The sequence below is a fragment of the Streptosporangium sp. NPDC050855 genome (genome assembly GCF_044456585.1).
GTDB lineage: Bacteria > Actinomycetota > Actinomycetes > Streptosporangiales > Streptosporangiaceae > Streptosporangium > Streptosporangium longisporum.
This window is the reverse complement of the sequence record NZ_JBITFY010000005.1, coordinates 345,065-362,944: the sequence shown is the minus strand read 5'-3', so window position 1 is coordinate 362,944 and position 17,880 is coordinate 345,065. Positions and strand designations below refer to the sequence as shown.

Below are 17,880 nucleotides of genomic sequence, written 5' to 3'. Positions count from 1 at the left end.
TCTGGCGTCCCCCTGCACGACGCTTCGGAACAGGGGGACGCGGTGGATGTGAACGGCGATATCCGTCATCGGGGCGTCCGGTGAGCAGTCATCCGGCGCTCGTGCTGTTCCTGGCCCTGTTCGGTCTCTACAGTCCCGTCGCGGCGCTCGCCTCCTATCTGCCGACCGTGCGCTCCTTCGATCACGGGCAGGTCCTGCGCCTGGCCGTCGGGCTGGCGCTCAATGTCGCCGTGTTCGTGCTCCTCGCGCTCTGGGTCGGTGAGCCGCTCCTGGAACTCCTCGGCATCAGCACCGCCGCGCTGACCGCCACAGGGGGCATCGCGCTGGCCTTCGCCGCCATTCCCCTGATGCTGGGCAGGGCGGGCGCCGCCGAGGAACACGACAGGGCGCCGTCCGAGGAGAAGCCGCGGGCCGCGCCGGAAGGGACGTCGTCCGAAGAGAGCTCACAGGGCGCGGCGGAAGGCGTGAAATCGGTGCTGTTCACGCCGGTGACCTTCCCGCTCACCGTCGGAGGGACCACCTTCGCCTTCGCCGTGGCGGCCTCCGCCCAGGCCGTCTCGCTCATGGACAGGCTGGCCCTGTCGCTGGCCGCGCTGTGCTTCGCCGCCGTCACGGGCATCACCCTGTACGCCGCCGGCCATGTCCAGCGGCGCATCTCCCCGAAGGGGGAGATGTTCCTCGACCGTATCGCCGGCATCCTGCTCACCTCCATCGCCGTCATCCTCCTGGCGAACGGCTTCACCGGCCTCGTTCTGGAACGTCTCAACGGCTGACGGCGGTCAGGGGCCCGCGCTCCCATGCCCTCGGAGGGTGCTCGCGGTCCGTCGTCCGGCGCCCGTCACGCGAGGCCCACGCCGGGGGCTGCGGACGCTCGCGGGGCCTCGCGGCCTGAACCTTTCTCCCTCCGGCTCCCGCGCACCTGCGGTTCGTCCGGATTTCAGTCCTCACCGTTGACACCTTTTGACAGCGGCCGCTAATGTCGAAGGACGTGGAAAGCGCTTTCCATCAGCGTCGTCAGAGAAGGGCTTTCCGGCGTACCGCCCTCGGCGTTCCTCCCTTCGCCGTGGTGGCGGCACGTCGCAGCACCTCGCCGATCCCGTGCCGTCCCGCGCGGATTCGTGGCCTCTACCCGGCCCAAGGGAGGTCCGACATGGACAGACCCACGCCTTCCCGCGCCCGCCGTCCCACGTCCGGCCCGGACGCGCGCACGCCCGCGCCGTCCACATGACGGCCGGTGAACCCTTCGCCCACGGCATCGACCGCACCGAGAAGAACGCACGAGAAGAACGCACGAGAAGAACGCACCGAGATAGAACGCACCCGGCATCCGAGAACAAAGGTGAGACGAGCATGAGACGAGCAGTCGCATTGCGGCTTCAGGCGGCGCTGGCCACGGCGGCCGTTGCGGCCGTGGCAGGGGTGGCCCTGCCGGCGATCCAGGCGTCGGCGGCGGTCGGCGGTGTCACCGGCTTCGCGAGCGTCAACGGCGGGACCACCGGTGGCGCGGGCGGGCAGACGGTCAGGGCCACCACGGGAACCGCGATCCACGCGGCCCTGTGCGGCCGGGCCAGCAGCAGCACCCCGATCACCATCCAGGTGGAGGGGACCATCAACCACGGCAACACCACCAAGGTGTCGGGGTCGAGCTGCAACACCGCCGCCGGCCTGATCGAGCTCAAGCAGATCAGCAACGTCACGATCATCGGGGTCGGCTCCGGAGCGGTCTTCGACCAGCTGGGCATCCACATCCGCGACTCCAGCAACATCATCATCCAGAACGTCACCGTCCGGAACGTCAAGAAGTCGGGCTCGCCCACGTCCAACGGCGGCGACGCCATCGGCATGGAGGGCACCGTCCGCAACGTCTGGGTCGATCACGTGAACCTGGAGGCCTCGGGCGGGGAGTCTGAGGGGTACGACGGCCTCTTCGACATGAAGAACAACGTCCAGTACGTGACCCTGTCCTACAGCACCCTGCGCAACTCCGGCCGGGGCGGGCTCATCGGGTCCAGCGAGAGCGACCGCTCCAACGGCTTCATAACGTTCCACCACAACCTGTACGAGAACATCGACTCCCGCACGCCCCTGCTGCGCGGCGGCATCGCCCACGTCTACAACAACTCCTACGTGAACCTTCACGAGTCCGGCATCAACTCCCGGGCCGGGGCGCGCGCCAAGGTGGAGAACAACTACTTCAAGGACTCCAAGGACGTCCTGGGCACGTTCTACACCGACCAGGCCGGTTACTGGCAGGTCGCCGGCAACATCTTCGACAACGTGACCTGGTCCGCCCCCGGCACCGACAACGCTCCGGCCGGCCCCAACCCGCAGTCCAACACCACCGTCAGCATCCCGTACTCCTACAGCCTCGACGGGGCGAGCTGCGTGCCGAACATCGTCCGCCAGACGGCGGGCGCCAACAAGGGGCTGCAGGTGTCGAACGGCAGCTGCTCGCCGCAGACGCCCACTCCCACCCCCACCCCGACCGTGACGCCGACCGTCACGCCCACCCCCACGCCCACCCCGACCGTGACGCCGACGGTGACGCCGACGCCCGGGGGGACCAACCTCAGCATCGGGGCCGGCTCCGACGGCTCCAGCAAGGCGAGCGGGACGAGCTACGGCAACGTGCGGGACGGCAACCTGAGCACCTACTGGTCGCCGGCCGGCGCGACCGGTGACATCTCGATCAAGTGGAGCTCCGCCAGGTCGGTGTCCAGCGCCGTCATCCGTGAGGCCTCCGGTTCCAGCATCGGGTCCTGGCAGCTCCTCAACGGCAGCACCGGCGCCGTCCTGAAGTCCGGCAGCGGAGCGGGCACCATCACCTTCGCCCCGACCTCGCTGACCAAGCTCACCTTCAAGATCACCAGCTCGTCCGGTACGCCGAGGGTCGCCGAGTTCGAGACCTACGCCGGGTAGCCCTGCCGGATAGATCTGCCGGGTAGTCCTGCGCCGGGTAGTCCTGCGCCGGACAGCCCTGCGCCGGACGGACCTCCGGTGGTGGACCGCTTCCACCGTCCGCCACCGATCGTCCGAACGAGGGCGGGGCCGTCACGCCGACGGCCCCGCCCCTTTTCGTGCCGGCACCGCCCACCCGGTCCTCGTGCGGGACGTCGCGTCACCACGCCCACGTCACCACGCCCACGTCACCACGCCCACGTCACCACGCCCACGTCACCACGCCCGCGTCACCACGCCCACGTCCCGCGGGCCGGGGTCCGGGATCCGACCCGGCCCGGAGTCCGAACCGGCCCGGAGTCCGAACCGGGCCGGCGCCGTGACCAGCGCTTCTTCTCGCGGGCATCGCCGTACTAGGGTGTGGGAATGCCCTCTGCGTCCCGAAACGACACCGATGTCGCCGAAATCACCGATGTCGGCAGTGTCGTTTCATGACCAGGGAGACCCGTACGCTGCCCGCCCTCGCGGCGGGGCCGGTCGAGATGCCGTCCATGATCCTGGGCTGGAGCGAGACCATCGCCCGCGACACCACGTGGAACGAGCACTCCCACCCCTTCCACGAACTGCTCTGGAACGAGCGGGGCGCGTCCACGACCGTGGTGGGGACGCGGGCCTGGACGGTCACCCCCACCCTGGGCCTGTGGATGCCCGCGGGCACGCTGCACTCCGGCTCGGCGATCGTGGGCACCTGCTGCCGCGCCAACTTCTTCGGCTTCGGCACCATGACCTCGATCTCTCCCGCGCCCGTCGGCGTCGAGATCACCCCGCTGCTCCGCCTGCTGCTGGAACGGCTCGCCGACACCGGGCTGCCCTCCGGGTCGCGGGCGGTGACCGAGGCGATGGTGCTCGACGTGCTCACCCCCTCCTCACGCGAACTGCACCTGAACGTGCCCACCTCCGGTCTGCTGCGCCCGATCGTCGAGGCGGTCCGGGAGAACCCCGGTGATCCGCGGACGCTGGCGGGCTGGGCGTCCCACCTGGGCGTGAGCGCGCGTACGATCACCCGTGCCTTCAACGCGGAGACGGGGACCAGCTTCGCGCGCTGGGTCGCGGCGGTGCGGGCCCAGCACGCGGTCGCGCTGCTCACCCGGGGGTGGGAGGTCGACGTCGTGGCCGAGGAGGTCGGCTACCGCTCGGCGAGCGCGTTCGGCGCGGCCTTCCGCAGGACGACCGGGCTGACCCCGGGGACGTTCCGGGCGCGTTGAGCCCCTTGGCCGAGGCGCCTCCCCGGAGCCGTGCGGGTCACCCGGAGGCCGTTCTTCCTCGCGCGGTACGGGCCCGTCGGCCGTGCCGCCGCACCCGTGGCGGCGTCACCGGACGGCCCGTTCCCCTCCTTCGGTGTCCCGATCGCGACAACGGCTGTCTCAAAAGCTTGATTGCGACAAGTCGGTCATTTCTCCTAAAGTCTGCAAAGGCAAGCCTAACCTAACTAGATCAACTCCTGCGGTCGTCACGGTTGTACCGCTCCACGGACGCGCACCGCGCTCCGAACGTGTGAGGGCCGGCACCGGCGGAGATTCTGAAAGTGGAGTACGGATTGAAGCGTCCACGTAGCCTTCGCATCCTCGCCGTCGCGGCCGTCCTGCTGGGCATCGCGGGCTGCGGCGCCCAGCCGGAGACCACGACCGGGAGCGCGGGCGCGAGCACCGCCCCGAGCGCGAGCAGCAGCTCCGGCGCGTTCCCCATGACGATCGAGCACGCGCTGGGGACGACCACCATCCCGGCGAAGCCCCAGCGGGTGGCCACGGTCAACTGGGCCAACCACGAGGCGCCGCTGGCCCTCGGCGTCGTCCCGGTCGGCATGGCCGCCGCGAACTTCGGCGACGACGACAAGGACGGCCTCCTGCCCTGGGTGAAGAAGCGCCTGGAGGAGCTCAACGCGAAGACCCCCGTCCTGTTCGACGAGACCGACGGCATCGACTTCGAGGCCGTCGCCGACACGAAGCCGGACGTGATCCTGGCGGCCTACTCGGGCCTGACCAAGCAGGACTACGAGACCCTGAGCACGATCGCCCCGGTGGTGGCGTACCCGAAGGCCGCGTGGGCGACCCCGTGGCGCGAGATCATCCAGCTGAACAGCAAGGCCATCGGCCTCGCCGCCGAGGGGGAGAAGCTCATCGGTGACATCGAGGGCGACATCGCCGAGGTGGCCGCGAAGTATCCGCAGCTCAAGGGCAAGTCGGCGATGTTCATGACGCACGTCGACCCCAACGACGTGAGCGAGATCGGCTTCTACACCACGCACGACACCCGGACCCTGTTCTTCGAGGACCTCGGGCTGTCGATCCCCGGCAGCATCGCCAAGGCGTCCGAGGGCACCGACAAGTTCGCCCTGACGCGGAGCGCCGAGCAGGTCGACCTGTTCGACGACGTGGACATCATCACCGGGTACGGCGACGCCAAGGGCGAGCTGCTCGCGAAGATCCGCAAGGACCCGCTGCTGTCGAAGATCCCCGCCGTCAAGCGCGGCTCGGTGTACCTGCTGCCCGACAGCACGCCCCTGGGCACCGCCGCGAACCCGACCCCCCTGTCGATCTCCTGGGTGCTGGAGGACTACGCCAAGGCGCTCGCCGAGGCCGCGGACAAGGTCAAGTGACGTCGGTCGACACCGCCCGCGTGCCGGACGCCGTCCTCGTACGGCGTCCGGCGCGCGTCCGCGTCCTGTGGCTGCTCGTCGCGGTCCTGGTCCTGGGCGCGCTCACGGTCGCCTCCGTCGCCCTCGGCTCGCGCGACGTCACCTGGGCCGACGTCTGGACCGCCCTCGGCGGCGCGGACGGCTCCATCGAACAGGCGGCGGTCGTCAAGCGGATACCGCGCACCCTGCTCGCGATCGTCGTCGGCGCCGCGCTCGGCCTGTCCGGAGCCGTCATGCAGGGCGTGACGCGCAACCCGCTGGCCGACCCGGGCATCCTGGGCGTCAACATGGGAGCGTCGCTCGCCGTCGTCAGCGCGGTCGCGTTCCTCGGGCTCACGTCGCCGACCGGGTACGTCTGGGTCGCGATGGCCGGGGCCGCCGTCTCGGCCGTGTTCGTCTACACCGTGGGGTCCCTCGGGCGCGGCGGGGCCACGCCCCTCAAGCTCGCGCTCGCCGGCGCCGCCACGTCGGCGGCCTTCGCGTCCCTGGTCAGCGCCGTGGTCCTGCCCCGCAACGACATCGCCGGGACCTTCCGGCTCTGGCAGGTCGGCGGGGTCGGCGGCGCGTCCTACGAGCGCATCGGACTCGTCCTGCCGTTCCTCGCCGTCGGCTTCGCCGTGTGCCTGCTGTCCGCGCGGGCGCTGAACTCGCTCGCCCTGGGCGACGAGCTCGCGGCCGGGCTGGGTGAGCGCGTCCTCCTCATCCGGGCCACGGCCGCCCTCGGCTCCGTCGTCCTGTGCGGCGCGTCGACGGCCGTCGCCGGGCCCATCGCCTTCGTCGGCCTCCTCGTCCCGCACGCGTGCCGCATCCTCGTCGGCGTCGACCACCGCTGGTCGCTGCCCTTCTCCGCCCTGGCCGGCGCGTCGCTGCTCACCGCGGCCGACGTCGTCGGCCGCGTGGTGGCGCGCCCCGAGGACGTCGAGGTGGGCATCATCACGGCGCTGATCGGCGCCCCGTTCTTCATCCACATCGTCCGCAGTCAGAAGGTACGTGACCTGTGAACGAGCGTAGCGAACGAACCATCAGACGCAGCAGCGTCACGCTCACGGCCCCGACGAAGGAGGGGCTGTGAGCGAGCGTGGCGGGCGAACCGTCGAGCACGGCGGCGTCACCCTCACGGCCCCCGCTCCCGCCGGCACCCGGACGCCCGTCGCCCGGATGGTCGCCCAGGGGCGGCGCCGGCGCGCCTCCCGGCGCCGTGTCGTCGTCCTGACGCTGGCGGTGCTCGTCGTCGCCGGATTCCTCGTGACGCTGATGGCCGGGCAGACGTTCTACCCGCTCGGCGACGTGGTCCGCGTCGTCCTCGGCGAGCAGGTCCCCGGGGCGTCCTTCACGGTCGGGCGGCTCCGGCTGCCGCGGGCCGTCCTCGCCGTGGCCGCGGGGTTCTGTTTCGGTCTGGGCGGCGTCACCTTCCAGACGATGCTCCGCAACCCGCTGGCCAGCCCCGACATCATCGGCATCAGCTGGGCGGCGAGCGCCGCAGCGGCCGTCGCGATCGTGTCGCTGTCCCTGGAGCGGGCCGAGGTGTCGTTCCTCGCCATCGTCTCCGCCCTCGCCGTCGCCCTGCTGGTGTACACCCTGGCGTTCCGGGACGGGGTCGCCGGCACGCGGCTCATCCTGATCGGCATCGGGATCGCCGCCATGCTGGAGAGCATCACCTCCTACGTCCTGTCCCAGGCCGCCGACTGGGACCTGCAGGAGGCCCTGCGCTGGCTGACCGGCAGCCTCAACGGCACGACCTGGGAACAGGTCGTGCCCGTCGTCGTGGCGCTGGCCGTCCTGGCCCCCGTCCTGCTGTCACAGGGGCGTGACCTGTCGGCGCTGCAGCTCGGCGACGACACCGCCGCCGCCCTCGGGGTCCGCGTCGAACGCACCCGCCTCACGGTGATCGTCGCCTCGGTCGGTCTCATCGCCTTCGCCACGTCGGCGGCCGGGCCGATCGCGTTCGTGGCGTTCCTGTCCGGCCCCATCGCGGCCCGGCTCGTCGGGACGGACGGCTCCCTGCTCGTGCCCGCCGGGTTCGTCGGCGCCCTGCTGGTCCTGGTCGCCGACTTCACCGGCCAGTTCGCGTTCGACATCCGCTACCCGGTCGGCGTCGTCACCGGCGTCCTGGGAGCGCCGTACCTCGTCTACCTGATCGTCCGCACCCACCGGGCCGGAGGCTCGCTGTGACCACGTCCCACTCCCTCGCGGCCGAGGGCCTCACGCTCGGCTACGGCGACCGCGTCGTCGTCGAGTCCCTCGACCTGGCCGTGCCGCCCGGCGAGGTCACGGTCATCGTCGGCGCGAACGCCTCCGGGAAGTCGACGCTGCTGCGCTCCCTGTCGCGGCTGCTGCGGCCCCGCGCGGGCCGTGTCGTCCTGGACGGCAAGGAGGTGCACCGCATGCCCGCCAAGGAGCTGGCCCGCACGCTCGGGCTGCTGCCCCAGTCGCCGGTCGCGCCCGACGGCATCACCGTGCTCGACCTGGTGGGCCGTGGCCGCCACCCCCACCAGGGGATCTTCTCCCGGTGGACCGACCGGGACGACGCCGCGGTGGCGTCCGCGCTGGAGGCCACCCGGACGACGGAGCTCGCCGACCGCGCGATCGACGAGCTGTCCGGGGGCCAGCGCCAGCGGGTCTGGATCGCGATGGCGCTGGCCCAGCAGACCGACCTGCTCCTGCTGGACGAGCCCACCACCTTCCTCGACGCGAGCCACCAGATCGAGGTCCTGGACCTGCTGACCGACCTGAACCGCACGCGCGGCACCACCATCGTGATGGTCCTGCACGACCTCAACCTCGCGGCCCGCTACGCCGACCATCTCATCGCCCTCGCCGACGGCCGCCTGCACGCCTCCGGCGTCCCGGAGGAGGTCCTCACCGAGGACATCGTCCGCGCCGTCTTCGGCCTCGACAGCCGGATCATCGTCGACCCCGTCTCGGGCCGCCCCCTGATGCTCCCCATCGGCCGCCACCACGTCCGGTCCCTGCCCGTCCCGTCCGCGGGTCCCGCCGGCGCGACGGAGCCCGCAAAGCCCGCGGAGCTCGCGGAGCTCGCGGAGCCCCCGAGCTCCGCGAGTTCCCCGAATTCCGCGAGCTCCGCGAGCTCCGCGCCCCGCTGATCCGGCGGGATCTCAGCAGGCCGCCGCCGCCGTACGGCGGAGCAGGGGGTCGGCGGCGGCGCGCAGCTCGTCGCTGAACGGCGCGGGCCGCAGCGTGGCCGGGTCCAGGTTGACGTTGACGCGGTAGCCCTCGGCGTGCACCACGGCGCGGTCGGGCGACAGCACGCGGAAGCCGTACACGCCGCTGCTGCGGCCCAGGCGGTCGATCCAGAAGTGCACCAGCGGCTCGCCCGCCCCGGCGATGGGGATGTGGTAGGTCACCTTGAACTCGCGTACGGCCAGGAAGACGTCCTTGAACGCGGACAGGGCCGGGTCGGGCGCCCAGCCCAGGCGCCGCCAGTACGCGCTGATCGCCCGCTCGACCAGCAGGGAGTAGCGGGAGTTGTGCAGCAGCCCCATGGCGTCGAGATCGTCGAAATGCACCTGGACCGGCTCGTGAACACCGTCTTCGATCATGGTCAGTCCTCCGGGAGAAGTGAGGGGTCCGGGCAGAGCGCGCGCAGGCGTTGCAGCACGGCACGACGGCCGTGGACGAAGGCGGCCGGCCCGTCGTGCAGGCGGGAGTGAAGGACGATCATCTCCCCGAGCGCGTCGATCTCGTACGCGAGCTGGGCCGGGTCCACGCTCCCGTCCAGCTCGCCCAGCGCCATGGCCTCGGACACCTGCCGCCGGATGAACCCCAGCCAGTCGCGCAGCGCCCGTGAGACACGGTCGCGCACCGCCCCGGGCCGGTCGTCGAACTCGGCCTGCACGCTGAAGAAGAAGCACCCGCCGGGCAGCACGCCGTCGCTGTAGAACCGCAGCCGCGCCTCGTGCAGCGCGAACAGCCGCCGCACCCCGGCAGGGGCCAGCAGGGACGGTGCCACCACCGCCTCGGTCCACTGCCGGACGGCCCACTCCACCGCGTCGAGCTGCAGCTCCTCTTTGTCCTGCCAATGGGAGAAAAATCCGGACTTGCTGGTGCCGGTCGCCGTGGCGAGCCGACCCAGGGAGAGCCCGTTCAGCCCTTCGACCGAGGCCAGGCTCACCGCCTGCTCCAGGATCGCCTCCCGGCTGCGCAGCCCCCGCAGCCGCCGTCCGTCGGTCGTCATGGAGGCACACTATATTAACGACCGATCGTTTGTATATCTCCCGTGCCGACGCGCCGTTCCGCCGTCTCCGCGACACCCGGTGAGCGCAGGGGCGACCGGCGTCCCCGCGCCCGTGCCCCGGGACGTCCACGCGCCGACGCGGCCGGGGCGCATCCGGCGACCGTCCCGGCTGCGGCAGAATCGGGGGACACGACGTGCGGACCGGCCCCTCCGGCAGGTGGCGCCGGCCCGGTGACGACGAGGGGGGACCCCGCGGTGAGATACCTGATGCTGATCTACGGCAACGAGGACATCTGGAACAGCCTGGCGCCCGAGGAGATGGCGCGGCTGGTCGACGAGGTCGACGCCTTCAACGCCGCGCTGCGCGAGTCCGGGGAACTGCTCGGGTCCGAGGGGCTGGTCCCCCGGCCGCGGTCGCTCCGGCCGGTGCCGGGCGACGTGGTCGTCACCGACGGCCCCTACATCGAGGCGAAGGAGTACGTCGGCTCCTACTTCGTGGTCGAGGTCGACGACGAGCGGCGCGCGCTGGAGATCGCGAGGTCCTACCCCGGGTTGCGCCACGGCGCCGGCGGCCTGGAGGTGTGGCCGCTGATGGAGCGCGGCTGGGCGAGTGACGAGGCCTGACGACCCGGTCGAGGAGCCGCCCGGAGCCTCCGCCGATCCGGTGGAGGGGCCGCGGGGGACCGGGAACCCGGTGGAAGGGCCGCCGGGAGCCGGCGACCCGGTCGAGGAGCTGCTGAGGTCGCTGGCCTCCCGGGTGCTCGGCTCGCTCGTGCGCCGGTACGGCGACTTCGCCCGGTGCGAGGACGCGACCCAGGAGGCGCTGATCGCCGCGGCGGGCACCTGGCCGCGCGACGGCGTCCCGGCCCGTCCGCTGGGATGGCTCGTCACGGTCGCCGCGAACCGCTACATCGACCAGGTCCGGGCCGACGGCGCCCGGGAGCGCCGGGAGCGGGCCGTCCACGACGCCACGCCGCGCGACGCGCTGGTCGCGCCGCCGCCGGACGCCGAGGAGAACCGCGACGACCTGCTGGAACTGCTGTTCCTGTGCTGCCACCCGGCGCTGACCGCCGCGTCGCAGATGGCGCTCACGCTGCGGGCGGTCGCCGGGCTGACCACCGGTGAGGTGGCCGCGTCCTTCCTGGTGCCCGAGAAGACGATGGGACAGCGCATCTCGCGGGCCAAGCAGCGCCTGCGCGAGGCCGGGGCGCGTTTCGAGGCGCCCGCCGAACCCGAGCGGGGACCGCGGCTGCGGGTCGTGCTGCACGTGCTGTACCTGATGTTCAACGAGGGCTACAGCGCCAGCACCGGCTCGCACCTGCGCCGGCCCGACCTGACCCGGCAGGCCCTGCATCTCGTACGCCGGCTGCACGCGCGGCTCCCCGAGTCCGGCGAGGCCGCGGGTCTGCTGGCGCTGATGCTGCTGACCGAGGCCCGCGGTGCGGCGCGTACCGGCCCCGACGGCGTGCTCGTGCCGCTGGCGGAACAGGACCGGTCGCTCTGGGACGCCGCCGCCGTCGCCGAGGGGAGCGCCCTCGTCGCCCGTACGCTGGCGACCCGGCCGCTCGGCCCGTACCAGGTGCAGGCGGCCATCGCGGCGGTGCACGACGAGGCGCCCTCGGCCGAGGCCACCGACTGGCGGCAGATCCTGGGGCTGTACGAGGTCCTGGAGCGCCTGGAGCCCAACCCCGTCACCACCCTCAACCGGGCGGTCGCGCTGGCGATGGTGCGCGGGCCGCGCGCCGGGCTGGCCCTGCTGGAGGAACTGGGGTCCGGGATGCTCGCCGGCCACCACCGGCTGCTGGCGGTCCGCGCCCACCTGCTCGACCGGGACGGCCGGGCCGCCGAGGCCGCCGAGGCGTACCGGGAGGCCGCGCGCCTGGCCGGCAGCCGCCCCGAGCAGCGGTTCCTCCTCGGGCGCGCCGCCCGCTGCGCCGGGTGAACCGGCCGGTCACGGGCGCTCCGGGTGGCCGTGCCGCGACGACGGCGCGGGCACGGGGCGGGTCGCGGGGGCGGGCCGGACGGCGCCTTCATGATCGCGATGCGGTACGGAGAGGGCCGGGGGACCTGTCCGGACGACGGCGTCGAGATTTCCGCGCGGGCATGTAGAAACGCGATCCGCGGCTCCGTTTCCTCCTCGAACGGGCCCCACCGGGGGCCGGTACGAAGGAGCGAAACGACATGACCAAGGTGACGGCACAGATGTCGGTCTCACTTGACGGCCACTACGCCGGCCCGCGCCACGACGGCATGGGGAGCTGGCTGCACTCGGCGGAGGCCGCGGGTTTCTTCCGGATCACCCGATGGGCGACCAGCGCCATGGCCTGGCGCGAGCGGCAGGGTTTCCAGGGCGGCGAGAGCGACGTCGACTCCGACATCATCGCCGAGACGTTCGAGGCGGCCGGGGCGTACGTCATGGGCCGGAACATGGCGGACGGGGGAGAGGTGCCCTGGGGCGAGGAGCCGCCGTTCCGCGCGCCGGTGTTCGTGGTGACCCACCGCCCCCGCGAGGTCCTGAGGCGACAGGGCGGGACCAGCTTCACCTACGTCACCGACGGGGTGGCCAGCGCCGTCGAGCAGGCTCGCGCCGTCGCGGGCGGCAAGAACGTGGCGGTCGCCGGGGGCGGCACCCTGCTGCGCCAGGTCCTCAAGGCCGGTCTGCTGGACGAGCTGGAGCTGCACATCGTCCCGACCGTCCTCGGTACCGGGATGCGCCTGTTCGACGCCGATCTCGACCTCGCCCTGAAGGAGGCCATCGAGCTCACGCCCGTCAGGGTCGTGCACACCCCGAAGGTCACCCACATCCGCTACACCGTCGACGGGCGGGAGGCGCTCGTCCTGGACGACCGCGGCAGCGGCAGGGGCGTGCCGGGAGCCGACGTGTCGTAACCCTCCCGGCCCGCTCACGGGGGCCTTCTCCGGGCCGGCCGCCGGTCCCCACCCGGATCGGCGGCCTCGTCCCGAAGTTTTGGATAGCCACACTATCCATTATTGGGTAGTGTGGCTATCCAACGAAAGGGAGCCACCATGACCGTGATCGTTCTCCTCCTCGCCACGCTGTGCTTCCGCCTGCTGGGAGCGGTGGCCGGCCTGACCCGCTTCGCCACCTGGCGGGCGAGCGCAGCGCACGGCCTGGCCGTCATGCTGGTGATGACCGCCAGTGCCCACTTCGTCCCGTCGGACGTGACCTTCATGCCGAACCACGCCGACATGACGGCCATGGTCCCGCCGTTCGTCCCGTTCCCCGGGCTCGTGGTCCACCTGACCGGCGTTCTGGAACTGGCCGGGGCGGTCGGGCTGGTGCTGCCGGCCACCCGGCGGGCGGCCGGGATCTGCCTGGCGCTGCTGTTCGTGCTCATGCTCCCGGCCAACGTCCACGCCGCGCTGGCCGACGTCCCCCTGGCGGGGGAGCCGGCGACGCCGCTGTGGCAGCGCGTCCCCGAGCAGGTCCTCTACATCGGCGTGGCCCTGTGGGCGGCGGGGGTCCTCGGGAGTCGCCCCGGCCGTGCGCCCGCCGCGGGCGACGCCCACGCGCGAGCCCCGATCAGCCGGTGAAGCCCCCGGCGTGCTTCCCGGCCTCTCCCGTACGGGAGGTCACGGCCGGGACGGCGGCGCGGGAGCCGTGATGCCCGTGACCTCCGCGAAGGACTCCCCCGCCGACAGCCGCTCGACGAGGTCCCGCACCGCCCGCGGCCCGCGGCCCGCCCCGGCCCAGCGGCTCACCCGGCACGCGGCCTCGGCGTAGACCCCGGGGTCGGCGGACGCGGCGCGCAACCAGTCCTTCAGCGTGGCCGGGAGCACCGGGCGGGGCTCGGCCCGGCACCGGTCACCGGCCGGGCCGAGGTAGCGGGGGTCCTCGCTGACCAGGACGGCGAGCCCTTCGTCGAACCACTGCGGCACCTCGCCGTCGCCGAGGCGGGCGTGCAGTTCCACGTGCGAGAGCTCGTGGGAGGCGATCACGGGGTCGGCGCCGCGCGGGGAGAGCATCACCGCGCGGTTCAGCACGGCGACGCCGCGTTCCCCGCCGCCGCCGATCCGGCGGTAGCAGTCGTCGCTGAGGCAGACCAGGACGTCCGGCGAGCTCTCCCGCCCCCCGTAGAAGTCGCTCACCCGCCGTCCCGCCCGCTCGGCGACCTCGATCACCTGTCGGCGCCGCTCCGGTGACAGGCCCGGCTCCGCGTACAGGCCGGGCCGGAGCCGTTCCAGCCCGTAGCAGCCGGGGCAGGTGGTGGCCGCGACCGAGGGGAAGGCCAGCGCCGTCACGGCCACGGCCGCGACGAGCAGGACGGCGAGGACGGCGGCGAGGAGGGCGGCCACCCGGGCCGGCCGGCGCCTTCGTGGGGCGCGCGGCTCCCCGGCCGTCCCGCCCTCCGCATCGATCATGGGCACACGGTACCCCGGGCCGGCAGCCGGCGCGTGGTGACGTACCTGCTGACGTGGTCGATGACGCACGGGTTGGCCATCGCCGCGAAGAGGTTGTGGCCGGGCCCGTCGAACTCGATCGTCCGGCTGCCCGGGATCTGCCCGGCGACCCTGCGGGTGGACTCGAAGTCCAGCCACGTGCCCGCTCCCAGGATCGGCGGCAGGCCGCGGGGCATGGGCGCGGGCGGGTTGGCCACCGGTGCCGGCCAGCCGGCGCAGGTGACCGGCAGGTGCCACGCGAGCGGGAACGCGGCACCGGTGTCGGGGGCGACCGCGCGCAGCCGCCGGACCGTGCGCGCCAGCTCCGCCTGCCCGGCCGGGCGCGGGAAGTCGAGGCACTCCTTCACCCCGCCACCGGGAAGGCCGGGGTACGGCTCGCGGTCGGACAGGGCGAAGCCCGAGGCGTCGCCGCCCTCGGCCGCGGTGACGGCCGCCACGAGCTCGTCCCACCGCGCGGGGCCCGGCCGGAGCTTCAGGAACCCCAGCGCCTGGATCTGCGTCCCGTCGAAGCGGGCGTTCACCGAGGGGGCGGGGATCGGCTCGCGGTCCGCCGTGGCGATCAGCGCCCGCCAGCGCTTCCGCATGCCGGGGGGCGCCCAGTCGAAGAACCGCTCGATGAGGCGTTCGTTCTCCCGGGCCTGGACGTCGAGTTCCCGCCCCCAGTCGCGCACGCTGTGGTTGCGGGTCCCGTCGATGTAGATCGTCCGTACCGTGCGGGGGAACAGCCGGGCGTAGGACTGTGCGATCGTGCCCCCGTAGGAGAGCCCGATGAAGTTCATCCGGTCCTCGCCCAGGGCGCGCCGGACGGCGTCGGCGTCCCGCGCGTCGCTCGCCGAGTCCATGTGGTCGAAGAGCTCGGGGTCGGTGTCGCGGCACCTGTCGCCCCTGGCCCTGTTGGCCGCGGCGAGCCGGTCGAACCCGGCCTGGTCGGCGGGGAACGCCGGGGTGCGCAGCAGTCCCCAGTCGCACCGCAGCACCGGGCCGCTCAGCCCGGGGTAGCCGCGCGGGTCCCAGGTCACGACGTCCATGGACGCGCGGATCTTGTCGAAGATCGCTGGACGCGAGCGCATCGTGGCGATCTGGTGTCCCTGGGGGCCGCCGAAGTTGACCAGCACGGCCCCCTTCCTCTTCCCGGTGGCGGGCAGGCGCGCCACCTTGAGGGTGATCTTCCGGTCGCTTTCGGGCGACAGGGCGACGGGGAGGTCCGCGCACTGCAGCTCGGACGTGCCCGTACCGGGGCAGGCGCTCCATTCGAGGTCCCCGCCTGCCCCGGATGCCGGAGACGCCTGGGCCGGGAGCGGTGACGCGAGGACGACCAGCGCCATGAGTGATGTGAGCATGCCGGAACGCTACGGACGCGGGCAGGGCGCGGTCTGCCGCCGAAAGTCGTCGATCGTGTTCACTGAAGTCGACGGCCGGGCGGTCAGTAGGGTGAGGCCCATGGTGAGGTATGTCCTCGTTGTCGCGGTGGCGGTCGCCGACACGGCACTGCTGTGGCTGGACGGGGCGGGAGGCTGGACCCTCGCCGCGTACGCCGTGTCGGTGGCGTCGGTGATGGCGGCGGTGGACCGCCTGCCGTTCGCGGCCTTCCTCGCCGCCCTGGCGCTGGCGGTGTTCACCGGCGGGTCGCTGGCGCTGCTGGTCTGCACCGGTTTCCACGCCGGTCACCGCGTCCGTACCCGCTCCGACGTCGTCGTGACGGCCGTCGTGCTCGCCGCGTACGTGGGGGTGGTGCTGATGGTCGCCCAGCGGGCGCCCGGCGGCCAGGAGCCGTGGGCGGTACTGGTGCGGGCCGCGGTGCTCACCGTGCTGCCCCTGCTGGCCGGCCGGTACCTGGTGCGGCAGCGGGAGCACCTGCGCCGGGAGAGGGACCTCGTCGCCGAACGCGAGCGGCTGCGCATCTCCCGTGACATGCACGACTCGCTGGGGCACCTGCTCAGCCTGGTGTCCGTGCGGGCCGCGGCGCTGGAGGCGGGGTCGCTCTCGGCGGACCAGCGGCGGGAGGTGCACGGTCTCGCCGCCGCCGCGCGCACGGCCGCGGCCGAACTGCACCACGTGGTCGGTACGCTCCGGCGGCACGAGGGTCCCGGCCTGGAGGGGATCGACGGCCTCGTCGCGCGCCTCCGGGCGGCGGGGGTCGCGGTGACGGTCGAGACGTCGGGCCGGAGCGTCCCGCTCCCGGGCGAGGACGCGGCCCGCGCCGCCTACCGGGTCGTCCAGGAGGGGCTGACCAACGCGGTCAGGCACGCTCCGGGCGCGCCGGTCACCCTGTCGCTCGACTGGCAGCCCGACGTGCTCCTCGTCACCGTGGCCAACCCGGTGCCCCGCCGCGCTCCCACCGCGGAGACCGGGGGGACCGAGGGGACCGGGAGGACCGGGGGGACCGGGAGGACCGGCCTGGCGGGGCTGTCGGAACGCGTCGGCGCGGCCGGTGGGCTGCTGCGCGTCCGGTCGGAGCCGCACGAGTTCCGGCTGGTCGCGATGCTGCCGCTGGCACCGGCCACCACCGGGGCCGCGGCATGATCAAGGTGCTGATCGCCGACGACGAGCCCCTCATCACCGCGGGCATCCGCACGGTCCTGGAGTCGGCCGGGGACATCGAGGTGGTGGCCGTCGCGCGCGACGGGCGCGAGGCGGTCGAGGTCGCCCGCCGGCGCCACGTCGACGTGGCCCTGCTGGACATCTCCATGCCGGTGCTGGACGGCCTGGCCGCGGCCGCGGAACTGGCGGGGCCGCGCGTGGTGATCCTCACCGCCTTCGGCGACGAGGAGAACGTACGGCGAGCCGTACGGCAGGGCGTGTCCGGGTTCGTGGTGAAGACCTGCGCCCCGGAGGAACTCATCCGGGCGGTGCGCGCCGCGCACGCCGGGCAGGCGTACCTGTCGCCCGTCGTGGCCCGTCAGGTGCTCGACATGGCCGGAGCGGGCGACGGCCGGGGGCCGGGGGACGACCGGCGCGGGCCCGACGCCTCCCGGCTGCTGGCCGCCCTGACGGCCCGCGAGGCCGACGTCCTCGCCATGGTCGCAGAGGGGCTCTCCAACGCCGAGGCCGGGCGGCGGCTCCACATGACCGAGGCGACCGTCAAGACCTACATGAGCCGTGTCCTGGCCAAGCTCGGCTGCGCCAACCGGGTGCAGGCGGCCCTGCTGCTCCGCGACGCGGCGTCACGGCACTGACCGGGCCGCGGCCCATGTCTCGTTTGGTGATTTTTCAGCCGTGGTCGCGCAGTGACGCGCAGTCGCGGATCGTGCGGGTCCACTCGGCCAGGCCGGGGTCGCCGGAGGACGCCTCCCGCAGGCGGTCCCACAGGCCGGCCCTGGTCCAGCGCGCGAACCAGCGGTGCGCGGTGGGCACGGTCACCCCGAAGGCCGGCGGCAGGTTCTGCCAGGCGCATCCGCTGGTGACCACGTAGACGACCGCGGCCAGCACCCTGCGCTGGTCCGCGGTCGCCCGGCCGCCGCCCTGCGGTCTGGGCAGCCGCTCCGGCATGAGCGTCCGGGCCAGCGCCCACATCTCGTCGGGCACCAATCTGCGGGCGAGAGCGTCCATGCCGTCGATCCTGCCCCGGCCGCGCGCCGCGGGGGACCCTCGCGCCGTCCCGGGAGATCCCTCCCGATGCCGCCGCAGGTCCCTGACACCCCTTCCGACCTGCCAAACGAGACATTCGCTC

Annotated in this window: 18 protein-coding genes; 13 read left to right on the top strand and 5 right to left on the bottom strand. The window is 73.0% G+C overall.

Features of this window, described 5'->3' with window-relative positions:
• Nucleotides 1-80: 80 nt before the first annotated feature.
• The 7 genes from ACIBCT_RS14170 to ACIBCT_RS14140 all read left to right on the top strand — a co-directional run bounded on the left by ACIBCT_RS14170 (nucleotide 81) and on the right by ACIBCT_RS14140 (nucleotide 8,697).
• Nucleotides 81-773: a MarC family protein gene (locus ACIBCT_RS14170; RefSeq protein ID WP_399188319.1), complete on the top strand. Its 693-nt coding sequence runs from the start codon at nucleotides 81-83 to the stop codon at nucleotides 771-773.
• 577 nt (nucleotides 774-1,350) lie between these two features.
• On the top strand, nucleotides 1,351-2,919 hold the full coding sequence (locus tag ACIBCT_RS14165) for a polysaccharide lyase family 1 protein (protein WP_399188317.1): 1,569 nt from the start codon (nucleotides 1,351-1,353) through the stop codon (nucleotides 2,917-2,919).
• 470 nt (nucleotides 2,920-3,389) lie between these two features.
• The gene (locus ACIBCT_RS14160; protein WP_399188315.1) at nucleotides 3,390-4,163 is read left to right on the top strand and encodes an AraC family transcriptional regulator; all 774 of its coding nucleotides are present in this window, start codon (nucleotides 3,390-3,392) and stop codon (nucleotides 4,161-4,163) included.
• Between the two features lie 332 nt (nucleotides 4,164-4,495).
• On the top strand, nucleotides 4,496-5,554 hold the full coding sequence (locus ACIBCT_RS14155; RefSeq protein ID WP_399188313.1) for an iron-siderophore ABC transporter substrate-binding protein: 1,059 nt from the start codon (nucleotides 4,496-4,498) through the stop codon (nucleotides 5,552-5,554).
• Nucleotides 5,551-6,594, top strand: coding sequence for a FecCD family ABC transporter permease (locus tag ACIBCT_RS14150; protein WP_399188311.1), 1,044 nt, complete (start codon nucleotides 5,551-5,553; stop codon nucleotides 6,592-6,594). Before ACIBCT_RS14155 ends, ACIBCT_RS14150 begins: the two co-directional genes overlap by 4 nt.
• A 157-nt stretch (nucleotides 6,595-6,751) precedes the next feature.
• Nucleotides 6,752-7,765, top strand: coding sequence for a FecCD family ABC transporter permease (locus tag ACIBCT_RS14145; protein ID WP_399188362.1), 1,014 nt, complete (start codon nucleotides 6,752-6,754; stop codon nucleotides 7,763-7,765).
• Nucleotides 7,762-8,697, top strand: a complete 936-nt coding sequence (locus tag ACIBCT_RS14140) for an ABC transporter ATP-binding protein (RefSeq protein ID WP_399188309.1) — start codon at nucleotides 7,762-7,764, stop codon at nucleotides 8,695-8,697. The genes ACIBCT_RS14145 and ACIBCT_RS14140 overlap by 4 nt, the downstream gene beginning before the upstream one ends.
• A 12-nt stretch (nucleotides 8,698-8,709) precedes the next feature.
• Here the strand turns inward: ACIBCT_RS14140 and ACIBCT_RS14135 are convergent, their stop codons facing one another.
• Nucleotides 8,710-9,153 carry an acyl-CoA thioesterase gene (locus tag ACIBCT_RS14135; protein WP_399188307.1) on the bottom strand — a complete coding sequence of 148 codons (444 nt, stop codon included), beginning with the start codon at nucleotides 9,151-9,153 and terminating at the stop codon, nucleotides 8,710-8,712.
• A gap of 2 nt (nucleotides 9,154-9,155) precedes the next feature.
• Complete coding sequence (locus ACIBCT_RS14130; RefSeq protein WP_344899170.1) at nucleotides 9,156-9,788, bottom strand: helix-turn-helix domain-containing protein; 633 nt, start codon at nucleotides 9,786-9,788, stop codon at nucleotides 9,156-9,158.
• A gap of 255 nt (nucleotides 9,789-10,043) precedes the next feature.
• On the opposite strand from ACIBCT_RS14130, the gene ACIBCT_RS14125 reads away from it, so the two are divergent.
• From ACIBCT_RS14125 to ACIBCT_RS14110, 4 genes are all read left to right on the top strand, one after another.
• A complete protein-coding gene (locus ACIBCT_RS14125) occupies nucleotides 10,044-10,412 on the top strand; it encodes a YciI family protein (protein ID WP_399188305.1) in 369 nt (122 codons plus the stop codon).
• Nucleotides 10,399-11,730: an RNA polymerase sigma factor gene (locus ACIBCT_RS14120; protein ID WP_399188303.1), complete on the top strand. Its 1,332-nt coding sequence runs from the start codon at nucleotides 10,399-10,401 to the stop codon at nucleotides 11,728-11,730. The genes ACIBCT_RS14125 and ACIBCT_RS14120 overlap by 14 nt, the downstream gene beginning before the upstream one ends.
• A 239-nt stretch (nucleotides 11,731-11,969) precedes the next feature.
• Nucleotides 11,970-12,677, top strand: coding sequence for a dihydrofolate reductase family protein (locus ACIBCT_RS14115; RefSeq protein WP_399188301.1), 708 nt, complete (start codon nucleotides 11,970-11,972; stop codon nucleotides 12,675-12,677).
• A 138-nt stretch (nucleotides 12,678-12,815) separates the two neighbouring features.
• On the top strand, nucleotides 12,816-13,343 hold the full coding sequence (locus ACIBCT_RS14110; RefSeq protein WP_399188299.1) for a hypothetical protein: 528 nt from the start codon (nucleotides 12,816-12,818) through the stop codon (nucleotides 13,341-13,343).
• A gap of 39 nt (nucleotides 13,344-13,382) precedes the next feature.
• Here the strand turns inward: ACIBCT_RS14110 and ACIBCT_RS14105 are convergent, their stop codons facing one another.
• Complete coding sequence (locus tag ACIBCT_RS14105; protein WP_399188297.1) at nucleotides 13,383-14,171, bottom strand: hypothetical protein; 789 nt, start codon at nucleotides 14,169-14,171, stop codon at nucleotides 13,383-13,385.
• A complete protein-coding gene (locus ACIBCT_RS14100) occupies nucleotides 14,168-15,550 on the bottom strand; it encodes an alpha/beta fold hydrolase (protein ID WP_399188295.1) in 1,383 nt (460 codons plus the stop codon). The genes ACIBCT_RS14105 and ACIBCT_RS14100 overlap by 4 nt, the downstream gene beginning before the upstream one ends.
• A 100-nt stretch (nucleotides 15,551-15,650) precedes the next feature.
• Between ACIBCT_RS14100 and ACIBCT_RS14095 the strand changes: the two genes are divergently transcribed.
• Nucleotides 15,651-16,733: a sensor histidine kinase gene (locus ACIBCT_RS14095; protein WP_399188293.1), complete on the top strand. Its 1,083-nt coding sequence runs from the start codon at nucleotides 15,651-15,653 to the stop codon at nucleotides 16,731-16,733.
• Nucleotides 16,730-17,386, top strand: a complete 657-nt coding sequence (locus tag ACIBCT_RS14090; protein ID WP_399188291.1) for a response regulator — start codon at nucleotides 16,730-16,732, stop codon at nucleotides 17,384-17,386. Before ACIBCT_RS14095 ends, ACIBCT_RS14090 begins: the two co-directional genes overlap by 4 nt.
• A 34-nt stretch (nucleotides 17,387-17,420) precedes the next feature.
• Here the strand turns inward: ACIBCT_RS14090 and ACIBCT_RS14085 are convergent, their stop codons facing one another.
• Nucleotides 17,421-17,759 carry a transposase gene (locus tag ACIBCT_RS14085; RefSeq protein WP_399188289.1) on the bottom strand — a complete coding sequence of 113 codons (339 nt, stop codon included), beginning with the start codon at nucleotides 17,757-17,759 and terminating at the stop codon, nucleotides 17,421-17,423.
• Nucleotides 17,760-17,880: the final 121 nt, after the last annotated feature.

Bases quoted from the DNA above. Each gene is read 5' to 3' on its own strand.
- ACIBCT_RS14165 (WP_399188317.1), top strand. From the start codon at position 1,351: ATGAGACGAGCAGTCGCATTGCGGCTTCAGGCGGCGCTGGCCACGGCG.
- ACIBCT_RS14160 (WP_399188315.1), top strand. From the start codon at position 3,390: ATGACCAGGGAGACCCGTACGCTGCCCGCCCTCGCGGCGGGGCCGGTC.
- ACIBCT_RS14145 (WP_399188362.1), top strand. From the start codon at position 6,752: ATGGTCGCCCAGGGGCGGCGCCGGCGCGCCTCCCGGCGCCGTGTCGTC.
- ACIBCT_RS14135 (WP_399188307.1), bottom strand. From the start codon at position 9,153: ATGATCGAAGACGGTGTTCACGAGCCGGTCCAGGTGCATTTCGACGAT.
- ACIBCT_RS14130 (WP_344899170.1), bottom strand. From the start codon at position 9,788: ATGACGACCGACGGACGGCGGCTGCGGGGGCTGCGCAGCCGGGAGGCG.
- ACIBCT_RS14115 (WP_399188301.1), top strand. From the start codon at position 11,970: ATGACCAAGGTGACGGCACAGATGTCGGTCTCACTTGACGGCCACTAC.
- ACIBCT_RS14110 (WP_399188299.1), top strand. From the start codon at position 12,816: ATGACCGTGATCGTTCTCCTCCTCGCCACGCTGTGCTTCCGCCTGCTG.
- ACIBCT_RS14105 (WP_399188297.1), bottom strand. From the start codon at position 14,171: ATGATCGATGCGGAGGGCGGGACGGCCGGGGAGCCGCGCGCCCCACGA.
- ACIBCT_RS14100 (WP_399188295.1), bottom strand. From the start codon at position 15,550: ATGCTCACATCACTCATGGCGCTGGTCGTCCTCGCGTCACCGCTCCCG.
- ACIBCT_RS14095 (WP_399188293.1), top strand. From the start codon at position 15,651: ATGGTGAGGTATGTCCTCGTTGTCGCGGTGGCGGTCGCCGACACGGCA.
- ACIBCT_RS14090 (WP_399188291.1), top strand. From the start codon at position 16,730: ATGATCAAGGTGCTGATCGCCGACGACGAGCCCCTCATCACCGCGGGC.
- ACIBCT_RS14085 (WP_399188289.1), bottom strand. From the start codon at position 17,759: ATGGACGCTCTCGCCCGCAGATTGGTGCCCGACGAGATGTGGGCGCTG.